At 73.8% G+C, this 18426-nt stretch carries 19 protein-coding genes; 1 reads left to right on the top strand and 18 read right to left on the bottom strand.

Going from position 1 to position 18426, the window contains the following annotated elements; genetic code table 11:
• Positions 1-38: 38 nt before the first annotated feature.
• From OG406_RS29160 to hisI, 5 genes are all read right to left on the bottom strand, one after another.
• Entirely contained in the window at positions 39-431 is a 393-nt protein-coding gene (locus OG406_RS29160) for a DUF2752 domain-containing protein (protein WP_329191023.1), read from the bottom strand.
• 283 nt (positions 432-714) lie between these two features.
• Positions 715-960: an HGxxPAAW family protein gene (locus tag OG406_RS29155; protein WP_164371569.1), complete on the bottom strand. Its 246-nt coding sequence runs from the start codon at positions 958-960 to the stop codon at positions 715-717.
• A gap of 181 nt (positions 961-1141) precedes the next feature.
• Positions 1142-1795 carry a TIGR02234 family membrane protein gene (locus OG406_RS29150; protein ID WP_081216694.1) on the bottom strand — a complete coding sequence of 218 codons (654 nt, stop codon included), beginning with the start codon at positions 1793-1795 and terminating at the stop codon, positions 1142-1144.
• A 262-nt stretch (positions 1796-2057) separates the two neighbouring features.
• Positions 2058-3545, bottom strand: coding sequence for an anthranilate synthase component I (locus OG406_RS29145; RefSeq protein ID WP_329188595.1), 1488 nt, complete (start codon positions 3543-3545; stop codon positions 2058-2060).
• An 11-nt stretch (positions 3546-3556) separates the two neighbouring features.
• Entirely contained in the window at positions 3557-3970 is a 414-nt protein-coding gene (gene hisI / locus OG406_RS29140; protein ID WP_164371567.1) for a phosphoribosyl-AMP cyclohydrolase, read from the bottom strand.
• A gap of 142 nt (positions 3971-4112) precedes the next feature.
• Here hisI and OG406_RS29135 point away from each other — a divergent pair, with 142 nt between their 5' ends.
• Positions 4113-4748: a TIGR03085 family metal-binding protein gene (locus OG406_RS29135; protein WP_164371566.1), complete on the top strand. Its 636-nt coding sequence runs from the start codon at positions 4113-4115 to the stop codon at positions 4746-4748.
• A gap of 87 nt (positions 4749-4835) precedes the next feature.
• On the opposite strand, the gene OG406_RS29130 is transcribed toward OG406_RS29135, so the two are convergent.
• The 13 genes from OG406_RS29130 to hisD form a co-directional block, all read right to left on the bottom strand.
• Complete coding sequence (locus tag OG406_RS29130; RefSeq protein WP_329188591.1) at positions 4836-6254, bottom strand: MFS transporter; 1419 nt, start codon at positions 6252-6254, stop codon at positions 4836-4838.
• Positions 6255-6273: 19 nt separating this feature from the next.
• Positions 6274-6861: an ArsR/SmtB family transcription factor gene (locus OG406_RS29125; protein WP_329188590.1), complete on the bottom strand. Its 588-nt coding sequence runs from the start codon at positions 6859-6861 to the stop codon at positions 6274-6276.
• A 104-nt stretch (positions 6862-6965) separates the two neighbouring features.
• On the bottom strand, positions 6966-8390 hold the full coding sequence (locus tag OG406_RS29120) for a PucR family transcriptional regulator (RefSeq protein ID WP_239155950.1): 1425 nt from the start codon (positions 8388-8390) through the stop codon (positions 6966-6968).
• Positions 8391-8503: 113 nt separating this feature from the next.
• Positions 8504-10306, bottom strand: a complete 1803-nt coding sequence (locus tag OG406_RS29115; RefSeq protein WP_443067117.1) for a helix-turn-helix transcriptional regulator — start codon at positions 10304-10306, stop codon at positions 8504-8506.
• Positions 10307-11160: 854 nt separating this feature from the next.
• Entirely contained in the window at positions 11161-12135 is a 975-nt protein-coding gene (bdeA, locus tag OG406_RS29110; protein ID WP_443067116.1) for a bis(hydroxyethyl) terephthalate hydrolase, read from the bottom strand.
• A gap of 408 nt (positions 12136-12543) precedes the next feature.
• Complete coding sequence (gene hisF, locus OG406_RS29105; RefSeq protein WP_081216702.1) at positions 12544-13299, bottom strand: imidazole glycerol phosphate synthase subunit HisF; 756 nt, start codon at positions 13297-13299, stop codon at positions 12544-12546.
• On the bottom strand, positions 13296-13709 hold the full coding sequence (locus tag OG406_RS29100) for a RidA family protein (protein ID WP_266849043.1): 414 nt from the start codon (positions 13707-13709) through the stop codon (positions 13296-13298). Before OG406_RS29100 ends, hisF begins: the two co-directional genes overlap by 4 nt.
• Positions 13706-14431, bottom strand: coding sequence for a bifunctional 1-(5-phosphoribosyl)-5-((5-phosphoribosylamino)methylideneamino)imidazole-4-carboxamide isomerase/phosphoribosylanthranilate isomerase PriA (priA, locus tag OG406_RS29095; protein WP_164376047.1), 726 nt, complete (start codon positions 14429-14431; stop codon positions 13706-13708). The genes OG406_RS29100 and priA overlap by 4 nt, the downstream gene beginning before the upstream one ends.
• Positions 14428-15072 carry an imidazole glycerol phosphate synthase subunit HisH gene (gene hisH / locus OG406_RS29090; RefSeq protein ID WP_266849040.1) on the bottom strand — a complete coding sequence of 215 codons (645 nt, stop codon included), beginning with the start codon at positions 15070-15072 and terminating at the stop codon, positions 14428-14430. Before hisH ends, priA begins: the two co-directional genes overlap by 4 nt.
• Positions 15069-15233 (bottom strand): hypothetical protein, encoded by a 165-nt coding sequence (locus OG406_RS29085; protein WP_179165205.1) that lies wholly within the window; start codon positions 15231-15233, stop codon positions 15069-15071. Before OG406_RS29085 ends, hisH begins: the two co-directional genes overlap by 4 nt.
• A gap of 88 nt (positions 15234-15321) precedes the next feature.
• A complete protein-coding gene (gene hisB, locus OG406_RS29080; protein ID WP_081216706.1) occupies positions 15322-15915 on the bottom strand; it encodes an imidazoleglycerol-phosphate dehydratase HisB in 594 nt (197 codons plus the stop codon).
• The gene (locus tag OG406_RS29075; protein ID WP_329188583.1) at positions 15912-17039 is read right to left on the bottom strand and encodes a histidinol-phosphate transaminase; all 1128 of its coding nucleotides are present in this window, start codon (positions 17037-17039) and stop codon (positions 15912-15914) included. The genes hisB and OG406_RS29075 overlap by 4 nt, the downstream gene beginning before the upstream one ends.
• Entirely contained in the window at positions 17015-18340 is a 1326-nt protein-coding gene (gene hisD, locus OG406_RS29070; RefSeq protein WP_164376053.1) for a histidinol dehydrogenase, read from the bottom strand. Before hisD ends, OG406_RS29075 begins: the two co-directional genes overlap by 25 nt.
• Between the last annotated feature and the right edge of the window lie 86 nt (positions 18341-18426).

Raw genomic sequence — 18426 nt, 5'->3', positions numbered from 1 at the left:
TTGACGCCGGTCCCACTACCTGGACATTTGTCATTTGATCAAGGATGCAACCAGCCGCCGAAGGGCAGGTTCCGGACAACCGTGAAGACCAGCACCAACGCGCCCACGCTCCACAGGTGGACCGGTCCGAGGTCGAGCCGGGCGGGCCGCCCGCGCGCGACACGGATCACCCAGAAGGCCCACACGGCGGCGAAGACGACATAGCCGGCGACGGCGAGAGCGTTGTCCGTGAGCGCGGCGGCGATGTCTCCGTGGACGAAGGCGTGCGCGCTGCGCAGACCGCCGCAGCCGGGGCAGTACACGCCGGTGAGGCGCAGCAGCGGGCAGACCGGGTAGTGGCCGGGCTGGTTGGGATCGACGGCCCCCACGTAGGCGAAGGCGCCGACGACGGCCGCGAGCATCCCGGCCGGGACGGCGAGCCGCCACAGCACCGCGCCGGTGCCCGTCCCCGTGGAAGGACCCGCGGGGCCCGCGGGGCCCGCGGGGGCCGCCGGGGCCGGAGCGGGGACCGTGTGCGCCTGCGCGGCACGACCGGTGTGCGGCTCCGTGGCGGACGTGCTCCAGGGTGCGGGGCCCCCGGTCTGCGTCACCCTCTGGGATTCGGCGTTCACCCGACGCATTCTGCCCCGCGCGCGGGGCGGACGCTCGCCCGGTACGCGAAAGGCGGCCCCGGCGGATGTGCCGGGACCGCCTATCGGCGAAGACCTTCGCGGATCAGGCGTCGGCGCTCACGGTCTCCCGGGCGCGCGCGACCTGCTGGGAGGAGGTCTTCGGCTGGCCCAGGCCCATGCTCCGCATGACCATGCCGACGACACCACCGAGGGCGACGACGACCAGACCGGCCCAGAAGCCCAGCGGGTCGGCCATCACCATGAAGGCACCCGAGATGCAGAAACCGATGAAGGCGATGATGACACCGGTCCAGGCGGCCGGGGTGTGACCGTGGCTGCTGCCCGCCATGACTTGCTCCTCGTTGCTGTGTGCGTGTGTGAGTCGGACGCTCACCGTCCATTGTCCCGTACGGACGGGTCCGCCGTGAGCCGGGGGTCGCCGCTCGCGCGTCGGTCCGGCCAGGTCGGGACGTACGGCCCGGGGCGGATGGCCCGGCCGGGCGGGGACGCAGGGCCTGCCGGGGCGGGGCTCAGGTCCCGGCGGGGTCGGGGCCGGTCGGGTCCTCGCCGCGGTCCAGGGCCTTCCAGAGGTCCTCGGGGCGGTCCGGGTCCACCGGCTTCGTCCTGCGGGGCCGGGGGGCGCCGTCGCGCTCGTAGCGGCCGGACATGGCGGGCCACAGCCGGCCGTAGCGCACGGCGAGCAGGCCGGCCAGCAGGATCAGCGCGCCGCCCGCCGCGGCCACGTACGGCCAGGCGGTGTGGCTGAGTCCGACCGCGGTGGCGGCGGTGTTGCCGGAGGCGGCGGCGGCCTGTTCGTCGAGGGCGGAGCTGTCGCCGGCGCCGAGGACGGCCGCCACGACCGTGCCCGCGCCGGAGAGGGCGAGCAGCACGGAGACCAGCAGGCGGCCGGAGCGGCGGACGGCGAAGACGGCGACGAGCGCGGCGAGGCCGACTATCGCGAGCGCCGCGGGCACACCCGTGACGTCGCTGCCCTTGGCGGTCAGCGGAAAGGCGCCGCCGGCCACGGTCGCGGTCCCCTCCGCCCAGCTCTGCCGGGTGGACAGCAGGGCCACGGCCGCGCCGAGCGCACCGCTCAGCAGGGCCACGCCAAGGCTGCGGCGGCCGGACCGGGAGGGTCCGGCGGCTTCGGATCGGGGGTGAGGTACAGCAGTCACGTACTCCACTATCGCCTGAACCCTGGGCGAACCGTCACCCGGGGCACACGTGACCCTCGTCCTATTGCCCGCACCGGCCCGGCCGCGCCCCCGGCCGGACGTCCTTCAACTGCCCGCTGCCCGACCGCTCCAGGGGCCGGTCCGGGCGCGCGAGCGGCACCGCCGGGTGGGCCGTCCCCGGGCCTGCCGGGGGCGACGACCGCGGCGCACGGCCTGCGTGACGCCCGGGGCTCGCCCTCCGGGTCCCGGGGGCGGAGCCGGGCCGCGGGGGTCAGGTGCCGAGGCGGTTCGCCGTGTGGACCGCCCTCAGTACCGCCGACGCCTTGTTGCGGCACTCCTCGTCCTCCGCCTCCGGGACCGAGTCGGCGACGATGCCGGCGCCCGCCTGGACGTACGCCGTGCCGTCGCGCAGCAGGGCCGTGCGGATGGCGATGGCGGTGTCGGAGTCGCCCGCGAAGTCCAGGTAGCCGACGCAGCCGCCGTACAACCCGCGCCGGGAGGGCTCCAGTTCGTCGATGATCTGCATCGCGCGCGGCTTGGGCGCGCCGGACAGGGTGCCGGCGGGGAAGCAGGCGGTGAGCACGTCGAACGCGGTGCGGCCGGCGGCGACGCGGCCGGTCACCGTGGACACGATGTGCATCACGTGCGAGTACCGCTCGATGGACATGAAGTCGACGACCTCGACGGAGCCCGGCTCGCAGACCCGTCCCAGGTCGTTGCGTCCGAGGTCGACGAGCATGAGGTGCTCCGCGCGCTCCTTGGGGTCGGCGATCAGCTCGTCGGCGAGGGCCTGGTCCTCCTGGACGGTGGCGCCGCGCGGCCGGGTGCCCGCGATGGGGTGCACCATCGCCTGCCCGTCCTCGACCTTGACGAGGGCCTCCGGGGAGGACCCGACGACATCGAACCCGTCGAAGCGGAACAGGTACATGTACGGGGAGGGGTTGGTCGCCCGCAGCACGCGGTAGACGTCCAACGCGCTGGCCGTGCACGGCGTTTCGAAGCGCTGGGAGGGGACGACCTGGAAGGCCTCGCCGGCCCGGATGCGCTCCTTGACGTCCTCGACGGCCGCCCGGAAGTCGGGGCCGCCCCAGAGCGCGGTGTACTCCGGCAGTTCCGAGGGCGGGAGCGCGGCGGGCGGCTGGGAGACCGCGCGCGAGAGGTCGGCCTCCATGGCGTCGAGGCGGGCGACCGCGTCGGCGTAGGCCTCGTCGACACCCGTGTCGAGGTCGTTGTGGTTGATCGCGTTGGCGATGAGCTGGACCGAGCCGTCCCAGTGGTCGAGGACGGCCAGGTCGCTGGTGAGCAGCATGGTCAGCTCGGGCAGCTTCAGGTCGTCGCGTTCGCCGGGGCCGATCTTCTCCAGGCGGCGCACGATGTCGTAGCCCAGATAGCCGACCATGCCGCCGGTGAACGGGGGCAGGCCCTCGCCGTGCGGGGTGTGCAGCGCCTGGATGGTGGCGCGCAGGGCGACGAGCGGGTCGCCGTCCACGGGCACGCCGACCGGCGGGGTGCCGAGCCAGTGCGCCTGTCCGTCCCGCTCCGTGAGGGTCGCGGCGGAGCGGACGCCGACGAAGGAGTAGCGGGACCAGGACAGGGAGGTGCGGCCGTTCTCCGCGGATTCGAGCAGGAACGTGCCGGGGCGCTCGGCGGCCAGCTTGCGGTAGAGCGCGACCGGCGTGTCGCCGTCCGCGAGCAGCTTGCGGCTGACGGGGATGACACGGCGGTCGGTGGCCAGCTTGCGGAACGTCTCGAGGTCCATGGCGGCTGACCTTACTGATCCCGGGCGGGTGCACCGGAATCGGCGCCCTCGGGTGCGGTCCCCGCGTCCTTCAGCAGCACGTCGGCGTCGAAGCAGGTGCGGTCTCCGGTGTGGCAGGCGGCGCCCACCTGGTCGACGCGCACCAGGACGGTGTCCGCGTCGCAGTCCAGGGACACGGACTTCACGTGCTGGACGTGGCCGGAGGTGTCGCCCTTCACCCAGTACTCCTGGCGGCTGCGCGACCAGTAGGTGCAGCGGCCCGTGGTGAGGGTGCGATGCAGCGCCTCGTCGTCCATCCAGCCGAGCATCAGCACCTCACCGGTGTCGTACTGCTGGGCGATGGCGGGGACGAGTCCGTCGGCGCCGCGCTTGAGGCGGGCGGCGATCTCGGGGTCGAGGCTGCTGGGCGGAGGCGTGCTGGTCATGCGTGCCATTGTGCCGCGCCCGGCGGACGTACCCGCCCGTTGTCCACAGGCCGGACCTGATGGCCGTCCCCGGGGCACGCCTGGCCGGATCCGCCCTGTTCTCCACTGGGCGGACCGGCTACCCGGTCGTAGGCTGGCTGGCATGTCGACCCATGCGAAGCGTGAACGACTCCTTCTCGCCGACCTGTTGGAAGCCGTGGGCCCGGAGGCCCCGACCCTCTGCGAGGGCTGGAACTCCCGGGACCTCGCGGCCCATGTGGTGGTCCGCGAGCGCCGCCCCGACGCGGCCGGCGGCCTCCTCGTCAAGCAGCTCGCCCCGCGCCTCGACCGGGTGATGGCCGAGTTCGCCACGAAGCCGTACGAGGAACTGATCCAGCTGGTCCGTACGGGCCCGCCGCGGTTCTCGCCGTTCTCGCTGAAGCAGATCGACGAGGCGTCCAACGTGGTCGAGTTCTACGTCCACACCGAGGACGTGCGGCGGGCGCAGCCCGGCTGGACTCCGCGCCCGCTGGACGCGGTGTTCCAGGAGGCCCTCTGGTCGCGTCTGGAGCGCACGGCACGGCTGATGGGGCGCGGCACCCCGACGGGCGTGGTGCTGCGCCGTCCGAACGGCCAGACGACGGTCCTGAACAAGAACACGCCGGTCGTGACGGTGACCGGCGAGCCCTCCGAGCTGCTGATGTTCGCGTTCGGCCGGCAGGCCGTCGCGGACGTCGAGCTGGACGGCGACAAGGAGGCGATCACCAGGCTTCAGGAAGGGAAGCAGCTGGGGATCTGAGGACACCGGGCCGGGAGTCCCCCGCTTCGGCGGTCGTCGTTCGCCGGCCGACGGTGTGGGCTCCCGGCTCGTTCGGTCGCGAACCCGTCAGCGGGGCAGCTCGGCCCGCCGCAGGTCCCGTACGGCCAGCGCGACGACCCCGCCGAGGCCGCACACGACCGCGCTGCCGGCGAAGACCGGTCCGGTGCCCCACCAGCCGATGGCGGCGGCGGTCAGCGGCATGCTGAGCGGGGCGAGGCCGAGACTGACGATGCCGGCGACGGCGGTGACCCGGCCCAGGTAGGCGGGGTCGGACTGGGTCTGCAGGAGTGCTCCGCACAGGGCCCCGCTGAGTCCGGCGAGCAGTCCGATGGCGAGGGCGACACCGACGGCCGCGCCCACGCCCGGCACCTGGGCGAGGGCGCCGATGGCGACCGAGCCGCCGAGGAGGGCCGCGGCGCCGGCGCTCCCGGCGCGCGGCAGGGTGCCGCGCCAGGCCAGCAGCAGCGCGGCGGCTCCCGCGCCGGCGCCGAAGGCGGCGACCACGAGGCCCATGCCGGAAGCGCCCCATCCTCGCCGGTCGGCGAGCAGGGCCAGTCCCACGTTCAGGGGGCCGACGAAGCCGAGGTCGCCGAGGGCGATGGTGACGATGAGCGGGGCGAGCACCCGGTGGCCACGGATGTAGCGCAGTCCGTCGCGCAGATCGCGCCACGCGGTGGCGGGTCGCTCCGGTACCGCGGCCGCACCGTCCTCGGCGTCGGGCACGCGCGCGTGCGGGCCGGACGCGTCCCCGCGCGCGGGGACGCCGTCCGGGCTGCCGTCCGGGTCCCCGGGCGGGCCGACGGCCTCGGCACCAGCGGGCGCCGTGTTCGCCGCGTCCGCCGTGTTCGCCGTGTTCGCGCCGCCGGCCGGCGGCGTCTCCCGCATCCGTACGGAGATCAGCAGCGGCACCGAGACCGCGATGAGCAGGCCGGCGAGCGCGAACGCCGTCGCCGAGCCGCCGAGGGCAACGCCGAGTCCGCCGAGGGGCGCGCCCACCACGTTGGCGAAACGGACGGCGAGGCCGCGCATGCCCTGGACCCGGGCGAGCTGGTCCCGGCCGGTGACCCGGGCGGGCAGGGCGCCCACGGCGGGCATGAACACGGCGTCGACGATGCCGAAGACCACGGCGAGCAGCGCCAGCAGCCACAGCCCGGGATGCGCCACGAAGAGCAGCGCGGCGACGGTCAGGACGGCCGCGCACCGCACCGCGTCGCTCCCGATGACCACCCTGCGCGGCCCGAACCGGTCGGCGACCACTCCCCCGCCCAGCATCAGCAGGGCCCGCGGCACGGCGCTGACAGCCATCACGAGCCCCGCCTGCGAGGGCGTGCCGGACCGGACGGCCGCCCAGGACAGGGCGATGTAGAAGACGTTGTCGCCGATCATCGAGGCCGTGTAGGCACCGAGCCAGCGCAGTACGTTGCCGTCGCGGTGGGCGGGCCCGGCGGGGGGCCGGACGGCGGGCGGTATGACGGTCGTGGTCACGGACCGGGTCCTCTCGGAGTCAGGCGCGGAACGGGAAGCCGTACGTGTGCAGCGCGACGTGCTCGCGCCCCTCGGTGTCGCCTGCCGCCTCGTCCGTGCGGCCCTTCTCGTCGTACTTCCGGATGACGTCGAGCAACTCCTTGTTGAGCGCGCTCAGTTCGGCCGGTGTCAGACGCAGGTTGGACTCGGAGTCGGACGCGGCGTCGCCCCATGCGGCGCCCCAGGCGTGCCGCTCGTCCAGGAAGCGCCGGTACTGGGCGGCCCGCTGATCGACGAGGAGCCGGGCGAAGGCGGTGTGGGCGGCGGCCTTCTCGGGGGCGCTCCGGAAGTCCTCGTCGTGGACGCTCACGCCTTCCGAGGCCGCCTGCCACCAGCGTTCACGGCCGTCTCCGCTGCGCGGCTCGGCCTCCTCGATCAGGCCGTGCTCGGCGAGTTTGCGCAGGTGGTAACTGACGAGCGAGGGCGCCTCGTCGACCTGCTCACCGAGCTGGGACGCGGTGGCCGCGCCGGCGACGTGCAGGGCGCGGTACAGCTGCATGCGGAGCGGGTGGGCGATCGCCTTGAGCGTCCCCATGTCGCTGATCCGCCGGTCTTCCTTGCGTGGCATGCCGCCAGCGTAGACACGAAAGGAAAGTTGCGCAATAAAAATTGCGCAACTTTCCTTTCACGCCGCGGGCGGGGCTCCGCTCGCGACAGGACGCCGGGCGCCGCTCAGGGGTCGAGCAGCGTGTGCGCGGCCAGCGCCAGGGACAGCTCCACCACGTCCGCCGGGCGGGTCAGCGAGCGGCCGGTGAGCTGCTCGCAGCGGCGCAGCCGGTTCAGGACCGTGTTGCGGTGGCAGTAGAGCCGCCCTGCGGCCCGCTGGGCGGAGCCGTCGCAGGCGAGCCAGGCCGTGAGGGTGTCCAGCATGATGTCCCGGTCGGACAGGTCCAGCCGCAGCAGCGGCCCGAGGACCCGCTCGGCGAGCGCGGCGCCGAGGGCCGGCGCGGAGACGACGAGCGCCGCGGGCAGGTGCTCCTCCAGCACGACGGTGCCGCCGGACCGGGGGCAGGCCCGCAGGGCGGTGTCGGCCAGGCGGCGGGCGTCACCGATCGCCGCGAGTCCCTCCACCACCGGGCTGACCCCGATCCGGGCCACCGGCGGGGCGGTCAGCCGACGGGCGATCTCCCCGGCGTCCACGTCGAGTCCGTACGCCCATGGGCGCCCCTCGTCCGGTCCGTCGCCGGCGTCACCGCTGTCCGAGGGCCGCTCCTCCGTGCCGTACGCCGGTCCGGCGCCGGTGTCGAGGAGTCCGCTCTCGTGGCCGTGGCCCGGTCCGTCCCCGTCGTGGGGGTGGCCGCCGAGCAGCACGATGCCGTAGCTGCCCGCGCCGTCGCGGTCACGGTCGCGGTACCACAGGACCCGCAGGCCCGAGAGGCGCACCTGGCTCCGTGCGTCGGCGAACGCCCGGCCGGCCGGCAGACGGGCCAGGACGACCGCGTATCTCCCCTGTTCGGGGAGGCCGAGGGCGGCCGCGGTGGCGGGCAGGTCGGCGATCCGCGCGGTGCCGTCGAGCAGCGCGGCCGTCATCAGGCGCAGCCTGTTCTCGCGGCGCCACATCAGTTCGCGCTCGGTCTGCCGGTAGGCGTCGGCCACCACGGCGCAGTGGTCGTCGACGAAGTTCCAGACATCCGCGGCCACATGGACGAGCAGACGGGCGTCGGCGGGATGCCGGCGGGTCGTCTCGTCGACGAGTTCCTGCCAGATCATGCCGCCGCCGAGACGGAAGGCGCGCAGCAGGGCGTCCAGCGGGAGTCCGCGTTCGGCCCGCGCCCTGCCGATGGCCCAGGAGCAGCGCTGGGCGTCCTCGCGCAGTTCGCCGGGCCGGATCAGGGAGCCGACGTTGAGCCGCAACGAACGCTGCACCTCGTCGCGCACACCGTCCGCGTCGGCCTCCATCGCCGTGCGGTAGGCGGGTTCACGCTCCCTCAGCAGGGTCATCAGACGCTCGGTCAGTTCGGGCAGGCCCGCCATCAGCGCCCGGGCGGCGCGGTGCAGGACCGAGAGCGCCTCCGCGTCGACGGCGGAGCGCGCGGCCGGTACCAGGGGCCGCCGTCCGGGCAGGGGCCGGCCGTGGGCGGGTACGAGGTGCTGCATCGCTGTCCTCCACCGGAGTCGGCTCGGTCCGGCCGGTCCCGGCGGCCGACGCGCGGCACACGGGTGCTCCGGACCTCCTGATCCCGCAGGATGACATACCGCCCAGTCGGTACCTAGGGGTGTGCGGTGGTCTTCTCCGCGCGGTCCACCCAGCGGGAGAGTTCCACCCGGGAGCGGACCCCCAGGGCGGCGAAGACATTCCGCAGGTGGTGGTCCACCGTGCGGGGGCTGACCGACAGACGCAGCGCCACCTCGCGGTTGGTCGCTCCCTCCGCCACACAGCGGGCGATCCGCAGCTGTTGGGGTGTCAGGAGGGCCAGTGGACCCACCGGTTCGGCAGGGGCAGCGTCGCCTGTGGCCCGCAGTTCCGCTCTCGTCTGCGCGGCCCAGCCCAGCGCGCCGCCCCGCTCGAAGGACACGAGCGCGTCCCGAAGGCGCCCGCGGGCCTCCCCCGGGCGGCGGCGCCGCCTCAGCCATGCGCCGTAGAGGAGTTGGGTACGGCCGCGCTCGAAGTCGCCGCCGGCTTCCTCGTGGTGGGCGAGCGCGGCGGCGTACAGCGGCTCGCAGCTGTCACCGTCGCTCAACAGCGCCTGACAGCGGGCCAGTTGTGCGGGTGCCTGGGGATCGGCGCCCTGCGCGGCCCAGTGCGTGAACTCGGCGAGCGCCGACCGGGCGGCCTCCGCCTGGCCGGTGCGGGCGGCCGCCTCGACGAAGCAGGGGACGGCGAGCATCCGCAGGGCGAAGTGCCCGTGCCGGGGCCCGGCGCCGACCAGCGGTCCGAGCCGCGCGGCGGCCTCCGGGAGCCGGCCACGGGCCAGATCGGCACGGGCCCGCGCCCATTGGGACAGGGTGGCCGCCTGCGCGAGGCCGTGCGGTGCGGCGATGCGCTCGGCGGCGGACGCGTGCTCCGCGACGGCCTCCTGCGACCCCTCGACGGACGCCGCCAGCGCGAGGATCGCGTGATGGTGGGCCACGAGGTTGCTCTGCCCGGCCGCGAGCGCGGTGCGCAGGCCGTCCTCGGCGTGGGCGCGGGCGCGCGCGTGCCGGCCGGCCCGCAGTTCCCCGTAGGCAAGGCGTTCCAGGGCCTGGGCGACCAGGATGCGCGGTCCGCGCGCCCTGGCCACGGCCAGCGCACGGGAGCTGGCCCGGCAGGCGGCGGCGAGGTCCCCGGCCACGAGCGCGGCTCCCCCGGCCAGCAGCAGGGACTCGGGACCGTCGGGGACCCCGGCGGCCCCCGCCCCGTCGACCACTTCCCGCAGCCGCGTCCGTCCGGTGTCCAGCCGGCCCCGCATGACCGCCGACATCCCCGCCCGGTACGCGGCGACCCCGCCGTCGCCCTCCGGCGGCCCGGCCACGTGGCCCGGTGCCCCGGAACGCGTGGCCCCCGCAACGGGGTTCACGTCGTCGGATCCGCGCCGTCCGGGCCCGGGGTCGAGGGCCTCCAGGCAGGCCGCCGCGTCGCCCATCGCCCAGGCGGCCTCCATCGCGGCGAGCCGGGCGGCCAGGGCGCGGGCGGGCTCGGCCTCGGCCAGCAACTCGGCCGCCAGCAGCAGCACTTCGCGGGCGTCGGCGACGGGACCGTCCTGGAGGCCGAGCTGCCCGTTCACCAACTGGGCCGCCCCGCGGACCACGTCGGGCGCCCCCTCGTACCCGGCGCGCGCGAGCAACTCCCGCGCCCGGGCCGGACGTCCGGCGAGACGGGCCCGCTCCGCCGCGTCGATGATCCCGAGGGCGCTTCCGGTCCCGACGACGGTTCCGTCGGCGGTTCCGTCGGCGGTTCCCGAGCCGGGCCCGGATGCGGGACCGGCGGAATCCGCGCCCGCGAACCCGTCGCCGCCGGCCGGCCCCGCTTCGGCTCCCCCGGCGGGGAGGGCGAGTCCGGCGGATTCCGTGCATCCGGCATCGACGGGAGGCACAGTCGACGGTTCGCCCGGGCGGGCGGACCCGGCACGGGGGCGCGCTGTGGGGCCCGGAGGTTCGGCGGCTCGGGTACGCCCGTCGGCGGCCGGAGGCACGGCCGCCGGTTCGCCGGGACGGGCGGACCCGGTAACGGACTCCGTTGTGGAGCCTGGGAGTTCGCCGGTGGTGGTCGGCACGCCCCCCGGCGCTCCTCCGGGCCCCGAGCGTCCACCGGACCGGGCGGGGCCCCGCGGGCCGGGGTCGTATACGGCCGCCGTTCGACGCGGGTCGCCCGGCGGCACCCGGTGTTCGGAACCGTCCTGCGGGTCCCGGCTCCGGGGGCTCCCGGGACGGCGTGCGGCCGGTCCGGTACCGGCGTCGTCGGCGCGGTCGCGCGGCTCGGGAACGGTCGCTGCGGCCCGGGGCGGTGTGGAGCCCGGCAGGTCGGGGGGATCCGCCGGGCACCCGGGAGGAGTGGGGCGGCCGGGGTCGCGGCTCCGGCCCGGTTCGTGTGCCGCCCCGTGCGAGGGCGGCGGTAAGGCGCTCCGGCCCGCTGTCCGGAGTGGACTTCGCGCAGTCGCGTTTCCCGTCACGACCGTCACGTTACTTCCGCGTAAACGAAGGCGGAAGACCCGCGTTCACTTGCCCGACTCACCCCGGAAACCCGCTGTGACCAGGAAGGACAGGGCGCCGACGGGGTGCCGGCTGGGCGGGCTCCCAGGCCTGGGGGGCAAGGCTTGTGCACCGGCACAAGTGCCGCCGCGCCAAGGAACCCCGGCGGTCGCACCCCTCCCGAGGTGGGGCGCGGACGCGGGTGACGGCCACCGCTTCCGGTGGCCGTCACCCGCGCACGGGGTTGTGCGGGTCGGGGTCAGGAGGTGTGCGGGCAGGTGCCCCGGTACTCGGCGATCGTCAGGGACGCCTGCGGCAGCGGGCACAGGAACTGCTCGTAGCGGGTGTCGTCGTCGATGAACCGCTTCAGCCACGAAATGCTGTACTTCGCGATCGTGGTGTTCGAGCTGTTGGGCGTGAAGTGGGTGGCGCCCCGCAGTTCCAGGTAGGCCTTGTCGAGGGTGCTCGGCAGGCTCTGGTAGAAGGGCTCGGAGTGCGTGGCCACCGGCGCGATCGTGTCACCGTCGGCGCCCACGACCAGGGTCGGCGTCTTGATCTCCGGCCAGGTGGTGTCGAGGTTCCAGCCGGTGAGCGGGATGGCCGCCTGGAGCGAAGGACGGCTCTTCGCCGCCTCCAGCGTGCCGCCACCGCCCATGGAGTGTCCCATCACGCCGAGCCGGGTGCTGTCGATCCGGGTCCGCACGGAGCTGCGCTGGGTCAGGTAGTCGAGTGCGGCGAGCAACTGCCGCCCGCGGCTGTCGGGTTGGTCGAGGGTGGTCAGGGTGTCGATGGTGAAGACCACGAAGCCCTGGGAGGCGAGCCGCGGCCCGAGCCAGGATATGGACGACTGGTACGCGGTGTATCCGGGGGAGATGGCGACCGCGCCGAAGGTCCCGTCGCTCGTCGAGGTCGGGTAGTAGATGGTGCCGCCGCCGAAGCCGGACACCGACAGCGAGGAGACGCTGGTCTGCGAGACGGCGTACGACCCGCGGGTCGCCTCGATGCTGGCCGTCGTGGGGGCGGGGCCGCGCTCGTAGGGGTTCGCGGCGAGCTGCGCCGCGACGGCCGGTTCCGGGGCGGCCTGCGCTCCGGTGGCCTGGGCGGCGACGAGTCCGCCCGCGGCCAGGAGCGCCGCGAGACCGGCCCGCACCAGACGGCTCGTGAGCCGGTGCGGCCGGTGTCCGGACGAGGCGGGGCCGCCGGGAGCGGCGGGGAGTGCGCGGTTCTGCTGCACGGTGGGTGCATCCTCTCGGTGAGGGACGACGGACCCGCGCCGCGTCACGGCGCTGCCGTGGCGTGGGTGTCGGATGGCGCACGCCGCGGAACGGCGGGGTCCGTCTCGGTGGTTGCGGGGGCAACTGTCCGGCCCTCGACCGCCCGCGCACATCGGCAGAATCACCGGCCTTGGCTTGCACCCGGCCGCACCCGTCCGACCGGGCGACGGCGACTCCCGCCGCGTCCTCACCCGACGGAACCGGCACCACCCACGCCGGGGAGCGGCCGGATCGGTCCACGCACGATCGGCGTCACCGCCGGGCGGGCCCCCGCGCCCCACGGCCGCAGCACGAGAACGGCCCGCACCCGGCAGCAAGTGCTGCCCGGGTGCGGGCCGTTGACGTCGTACGGCGTCCGGTGAGCGGAACTAGCGGACGGGGTGTCCGGCCTCCCGCAGGGTCTCCTTGACCTCGCCGATCCGCAGATCCCCGAAGTGGAAGACGGACGCGGCCAGTACGGCGTCGGCGCCCGCTCCGACGGCGGGCGGGAAGTGGTCGAGCCGGCCCGCCCCGCCGCTGGCGATCAGCGGAACGGTGACGTGCTTGCGTACGGCCTCGATCATCTCGATGTCGTAGCCGTCCTTCGTGCCGTCGGCGTCCATCGAGTTGAGCAGGATCTCGCCCGCGCCCAGCTCGGCGGCCCGGTGCGCCCACTCGACGGCGTCGATGCCGGTGCCCTGCCGGCCGCCGTGCGTGGTGACCTCGAACGAACCGCTCTCGGTCCTGCGCGCGTCCACGGAGAGCACCAGCACCTGGCGTCCGAACCGCTCCGCGATCTCGCGGATCAGGTCGGGCCGGGCGATCGCGGCCGTGTTGACGCCCACCTTGTCGGCGCCGGCCCGGAGCAGCTTGTCGACGTCCTCGGCGGTACGGACACCGCCGCCGACCGTCAGCGGGATGAAGACCTGCTCGGCGGTGCGGCGCACCACGTCGTACGTGGTCTCGCGGTTGCCCGAGGACGCGGTGATGTCCAGGAACGTCAGCTCGTCGGCGCCCTCGGCGTCGTACACCTTGGCCATCTCGACCGGGTCGCCCGCGTCGCGCAGGTTCTGGAAGTTGACGCCCTTGACGACCCGGCCGTTGTCCACGTCCAGGCAGGGGATGACCCGAACCGCCAGGCTCACGACGCCTCCTCGTCCACCGGGCCGCCCGGACGGAACGCCTCGACCTCGACCTCGACGACCAGGCGCGAGTCCACGAACCCGGACACGATGATCATCGACGAGGCGGGACGGACGGCGTCGAACAGCTCCTTGTGGGCGCGGCCGACGTCCTCCACGTCCCGGGCGTGCGTGATGTACATGCGCGTACGGACGACGTCCTCCCGGCCGAGGCCGAGCTGCTCCAGCGCCGCGAAGGCCACGTTGAAGGAGGTGATCGCCTGGTCGTACGGGCCGCCCTCGGTGATCTCGCCGTCGAGCACGGACGTGCAGCCGGAGACCAGCACCAGGCCGTTCGGCAGCTCCACCGCGCGGGAGTACCCGAAGGCGTCCTCCCAGGGCGCTCCGGTGTTCACCCGGCGTACGGCGCTCACTCGGACACCGCTTTCAGGGCCTCTTCGAGGGTGAACGCCTTGGCGTACAGCGCCTTGCCCACGATGGAGCCCTCGACGCCCAGCGGCACCAGCTCGGCGATGGCGCGCAGGTCGTCCAGCGAGGACACTCCGCCGGAGGCGACCACCGGGCGGTCGGTGGCGGCGCAGACGGTCCGCAGCAGTTCCAGGTTGGGGCCCTGGAGGGTGCCGTCCTTGGCGATGTCCGTCACCACGTAGCGGGCGCAGCCTTCGGAGTTGAGGCGCTCCAGCGTCTCGTAGAGGTCCCCGCCGTCGCGGGTCCAGCCACGGCCGCGCAGCGTCGTGCCGCGGACGTCGAGGCCGACGGCGATCTTGTCGCCGTGCTCCGCGATGACCTTGGCGACCCACTCGGGGGTCTCCAGGGCGGCGGTGCCGAGGTTCACGCGGGTGCAACCGGTGGCGAGGGCGGCGGCCAGGGAGGCGTCGTCGCGGATGCCGCCGGACAGCTCGACCTTGATGTCCATCGCGCGGGTGACCTCGGAGATGAGGTCGCGGTTGTCGCCGGTGCCGAACGCGGCGTCCAGGTCGACGAGGTGCAGCCACTCCGCGCCCGCGCTCTGCCAGGCGAGTGCCGCCTCCAGCGGGGAGCCGTACGAGGTCTCGGTCCCGGACTCGCCGTGCACGAGGCGGACGGCCTGGCCGTCGCGGACGTCGACGGCGGGGAGGAGTTCGAGCTTGCTCACAGTGTTCCGATCCAGTTGGTGAGGAGCTGGGCTCCGGCGTCGCCGGACTTCTCGGGGTGGAACTGGGTGGCCCACAGGGCGCCGTTCTCGACGGCCGCCACGAACGGCTTGCCGTGCGTGGACCAGCTCACCAGGGGCGCGCGCATCAGCGGGTTGCCGACCTCCAGGGACCAGTCGTGGACGGCGTAGGAGTGGACGAAGTAGAAGCGCGCGTCGGCGTCGAGCCCCGCGAAGAGCCGCGAGCCGGCCGGGGTCTCCACGGTGTTCCAGCCCATGTGGGGCACGACGTCGGCCTCCAGCGGTCCGACCGTGCCGGGCCACTCGTCGAGGCCCTCGGTCTCCACGCCGTGCTCGATGCCCCGTGTGAAGAGGATCTGCATGCCGACGCAGATGCCCATCACCGGGCGTCCGCCGGCCAGCCGGCGGCCGATGATCCAGTCGCCGCGGGCCTCCTTGAGGCCCCGCATGCAGGCGGCGAAGGCGCCGACGCCGGGCACCAGCAGTCCGTCCGCGTTCATCGCGGTGTCGAAGTCGCGCGTTATCTCCACCTCGGCTCCGGCGCGGGCCAGGGCGCGCTCGGCGGAACGCACGTTGCCGAACCCGTAGTCGAAGACGACGACCTTCTTGGCGGCCGCGCTCACGCCCACACCGCCAGCCGCATCACGCCCGCGACCAGACACATCGCGGCACCGAAGGAGAGCAGCACGATGAGGCTCTTCGGCATCTGCTGCTTGACGAAGGAGTAGATACCGCCGAGGAGGAAGAGACCGACGACGATGAGAATGCTGGAAAGACCGGTCACAGTGTTGTCCCGTTCGCTTCTCCGCCCGCACGGCGCAGCGGTGCGGCCATCGTCGTTGTCTGCGGCCCGGTGGCCGCGCGTGCGTCGCTCACAGTGCGCCCTTGGTGGAAGGAAGGATGCCCTCGGCGCGGGGGTCGCGCTCGGAGGCGTAGCGCAGGGCCCGGGCCAGCGCCTTGAACTGGCACTCCACGATGTGGTGCGCGTTGCGCCCGTACGGCACGTGGACGTGCAGGGCGATCTGGGCCTGGGCCACGAAGGACTCCAGGATGTGCCGGGTCATCGTCGTGTCGTACTCGCCGATCATCGGCGCCATCTTCTCGGGCTCGGTGTGCACGAGGTAGGGGCGGCCGGACAGGTCGACGGTCACCTGGGCGAGCGACTCGTCCAGCGGGACGGTGCAGTTGCCGAAGCGGTAGATGCCCACCTTGTCGCCGAGCGCCTGCTTGAAGGCGGCGCCCAGCGCGAGGGCGGTGTCCTCGATGGTGTGGTGGGAGTCGATGTGCAGGTCGCCCTCGGTCTTCACCGTGAGGTCGAACAGGCCGTGCCGGCCGAGCTGGTCGAGCATGTGGTCGTAGAAGCCGACGCCGGTCGACACGTCGACCTTGCCCGATCCGTCGAGGTCGATCTCGACGAGGACGGACGTCTCCTTCGTCACCCGCTCCACGCGTCCTACGCGGTTCATGCGCTCTGCTCCTTCTTCAAGTCACGTACCGCGTCGAGGAACGCGTCGTTTTCCTCCGGGGTTCCGGCGGAGACCCGCAGCCACCCCGGTACGCCGTTGTCCCGGACCAGGACGCCCCGGTCGAGGATGTGCCGCCAGGCCTCGTGGGAGTCGGCGAACCGGCCGAACTGCACGAAGTTGGCGTCGGACTCGGTCACCTCGAAGCCGAGGGCGCGCAGTTCGGTGACGAGCCGGTCCCGCTCGGCCTTCAGCTGCTCCACGTATCCGAGCAGGACGTCGGTGTGCTCCAGGGCGGCCAGCGCGGTCGCCTGGGTGACGGCCGACAGGTGGTAGGGCAGCCGGACGAGCTGGACGGCGTCCACCACGGCCGGGTGGGCGGCGAGGTAGCCGAGGCGCAGTCCCGCAGCGCCGAAGGCCTTCGACATCGTGCGGGAGACGACGAGATTCGGCCGTCCTTCGAGCAGCGGCAGCAGCGAGTCGCCGTGGCTGAACTCGACGTACGCCTCGTCGACGACGACCATCGACGGCTTGGCCCGCTGCGTGGCCTCGTACAGCGCGAGGACCGTCTCGCGCGGGACCGCGTTGCCCGTGGGGTTGTTGGGGGTGGTGATGAAGACGACGTCGGGCCGGTTCTCGGCGACGGCCTGCTCGGCGGCGGCGACGTCGATGGTGAAGTCCGCGGTGCGCGGGCCCGGGATCCAGGCCGTGCCCGTGCCGCGCGCGATGAGCGCGTGCATCGAGTACGAGGGCTCGAAGCCGATCGCGCTGCGGCCGGGCCCGCCGAAGGTCTGGAGCAGCTGCTGGATGACCTCGTTCGAGCCGTTGGCCGCCCACACGTTCTCGGTGCCGACCGGGTGCCCGCCGGTCTTCGTCAGATAGGCGGCCAGCTCGGTGCGCAGCTCCACCGCGTCCCGGTCGGGGTAGCGGTTGAGCCCGCGGGCCGCGTCCCGGACCCGCTCGGCGATCCGCTCGACGAGCGGCTCGGGCAGCGGGTAGGGGTTCTCGTTGGTGTTCAGCCGTACGGGGACGTCCAGTTGGGGCGCCCCGTAGGGGGACTTGCCGCGCAGCTCGTCCCGGACGGGGAGATCGTCGATGCCGGTCACTTGCCCTCGGGTACCTTCCATCCGAACCGCGCCTTGACCGCCGCGCCGTGCGCGGGCAGGTCCTCCGCCTCCGCGAGCGTCACCACGTGGTGGGCGACGTCGGCGAGGGCGTCCTTCGTGTAGTCGACGATGTGGACGCCGCGCAGGAAGGACTGGACGGACAGGCCCGAGGAGTGGCAGGCGCACCCGCCGGTGGGCAGGACGTGGTTGGAGCCGGCCGCGTAGTCGCCGAGCGAGACGGGGGCCCAGGGACCGACGAAGATCGCTCCGGCGTTCCTGACCCGGTCGGCGACGGCCGCCGCGTCCGCGGTCTGGATCTCCAGGTGCTCGGCGCCGTACGCGTTCACCACGCGCAGGCCCTCGTCGACGCCGTCGACCAGGACGATGGCGGACTGCCGGCCGTTCAGGGCCGGGACGATGCGGTCCTCGATGTGCTTGGTGGCCGCGACCTGCGGTTCCAGCTCCTTCTCCACGGCGTCCGCGAGGGAGACGGAGTCGGTGACCAGGACGGCGGCGGCGAGCGGGTCGTGCTCGGCCTGGCTGATCAGGTCGGAGGCGACGTGCACGGGATCGGCGGTGTCGTCCGCGAGGACGGCGATCTCGGTCGGTCCGGCCTCCGCGTCGATGCCGATGCGGCCGGTGAAGTAGCGCTTGGCGGCGGCGACCCAGATGTTGCCGGGGCCGGTCACCATGTCGACGGACGGGCAGGACTCGGTGCCGTACGCGAACATCGCGACGGCCGTGGCACCGCCCGCCGCGTACACCTCGTCGACGCCGAGGAGGGCGCAGGCCGCGAGGATCGTGGGGTGCGGCAGGCCGCCGAAAGCGGACTGGGCCGGGGAGGCGAGCGCGATGGACCCGACGCCGGCCTCCTGCGCCGGGACCACGTTCATGATCACGGAGGAGGGGTACACCGAGCGGCCGCCGGGCGCGTACAGCCCGACGCGGTCGACCGGCACCCACTTCTCGGTGACCGAGCCACCGGGCACGACCTGGGTGGTGTGCGTCGTCCGGCGCTGTGCGCGGTGGACCAGGCGGGCGCGGCGGATGGACTCCTCCAGGGCCGCGCGCACGGCGGGGTCGAGCTGCTCCAGCGCGTCCGTGAGCGCCTCGGCCGGGACCCGTACGGAGTCCAGCCGGACCCCGTCGAACTTCTCCGCGAAGTCGATCAGCGCCGCGTCGCCCCGATGATGCACGGCCTCACAGATCGGACGCACCTTCTCCAGGGCGGCCGAGACGTCGAAGTCGGCTCGGGGCAGCAGGTCGCGCAGGGCGGTGCCCTCGGGGAGGGCGTCACCGCGCAGATCGATTCGAGAGATCACGGGGACAATTCTCTCAGACGGCACGGAGGCGCCGGACGCCTGTATCAATGGCTGATACAAGCCACCTTCGGTTCACCGGAAGATCC

The organism is Streptomyces sp. NBC_01428 (genome assembly GCF_036231965.1).
Classification (GTDB): Bacteria; Actinomycetota; Actinomycetes; order Streptomycetales; family Streptomycetaceae; genus Streptomyces.
The sequence above is the reverse complement of the archived record's forward strand: the minus strand, read 5'-3'. Positions and strand labels throughout refer to the sequence as shown.

What these genes read in the sequence shown, in the direction of transcription:
- OG406_RS29155 (WP_164371569.1), bottom strand. Translation starts at nt 960, where the DNA reads ATGGCGGGCAGCAGCCACGGTCACACCCCGGCCGCCTGGACCGGTGTC.
- OG406_RS29145 (WP_329188595.1), bottom strand. Translation starts at nt 3,545, where the DNA reads ATGGACCTCGAGACGTTCCGCAAGCTGGCCACCGACCGCCGTGTCATC.
- hisI (WP_164371567.1), bottom strand. Translation starts at nt 3,970, where the DNA reads ATGACCAGCACGCCTCCGCCCAGCAGCCTCGACCCCGAGATCGCCGCC.
- OG406_RS29135 (WP_164371566.1), top strand. Translation starts at nt 4,113, where the DNA reads ATGTCGACCCATGCGAAGCGTGAACGACTCCTTCTCGCCGACCTGTTG.
- OG406_RS29125 (WP_329188590.1), bottom strand. Translation starts at nt 6,861, where the DNA reads ATGCCACGCAAGGAAGACCGGCGGATCAGCGACATGGGGACGCTCAAG.
- OG406_RS29120 (WP_239155950.1), bottom strand. Translation starts at nt 8,390, where the DNA reads ATGCAGCACCTCGTACCCGCCCACGGCCGGCCCCTGCCCGGACGGCGG.
- hisB (WP_081216706.1), bottom strand. Translation starts at nt 15,915, where the DNA reads ATGAACCGCGTAGGACGCGTGGAGCGGGTGACGAAGGAGACGTCCGTC.
- OG406_RS29075 (WP_329188583.1), bottom strand. Translation starts at nt 17,039, where the DNA reads ATGGAAGGTACCCGAGGGCAAGTGACCGGCATCGACGATCTCCCCGTC.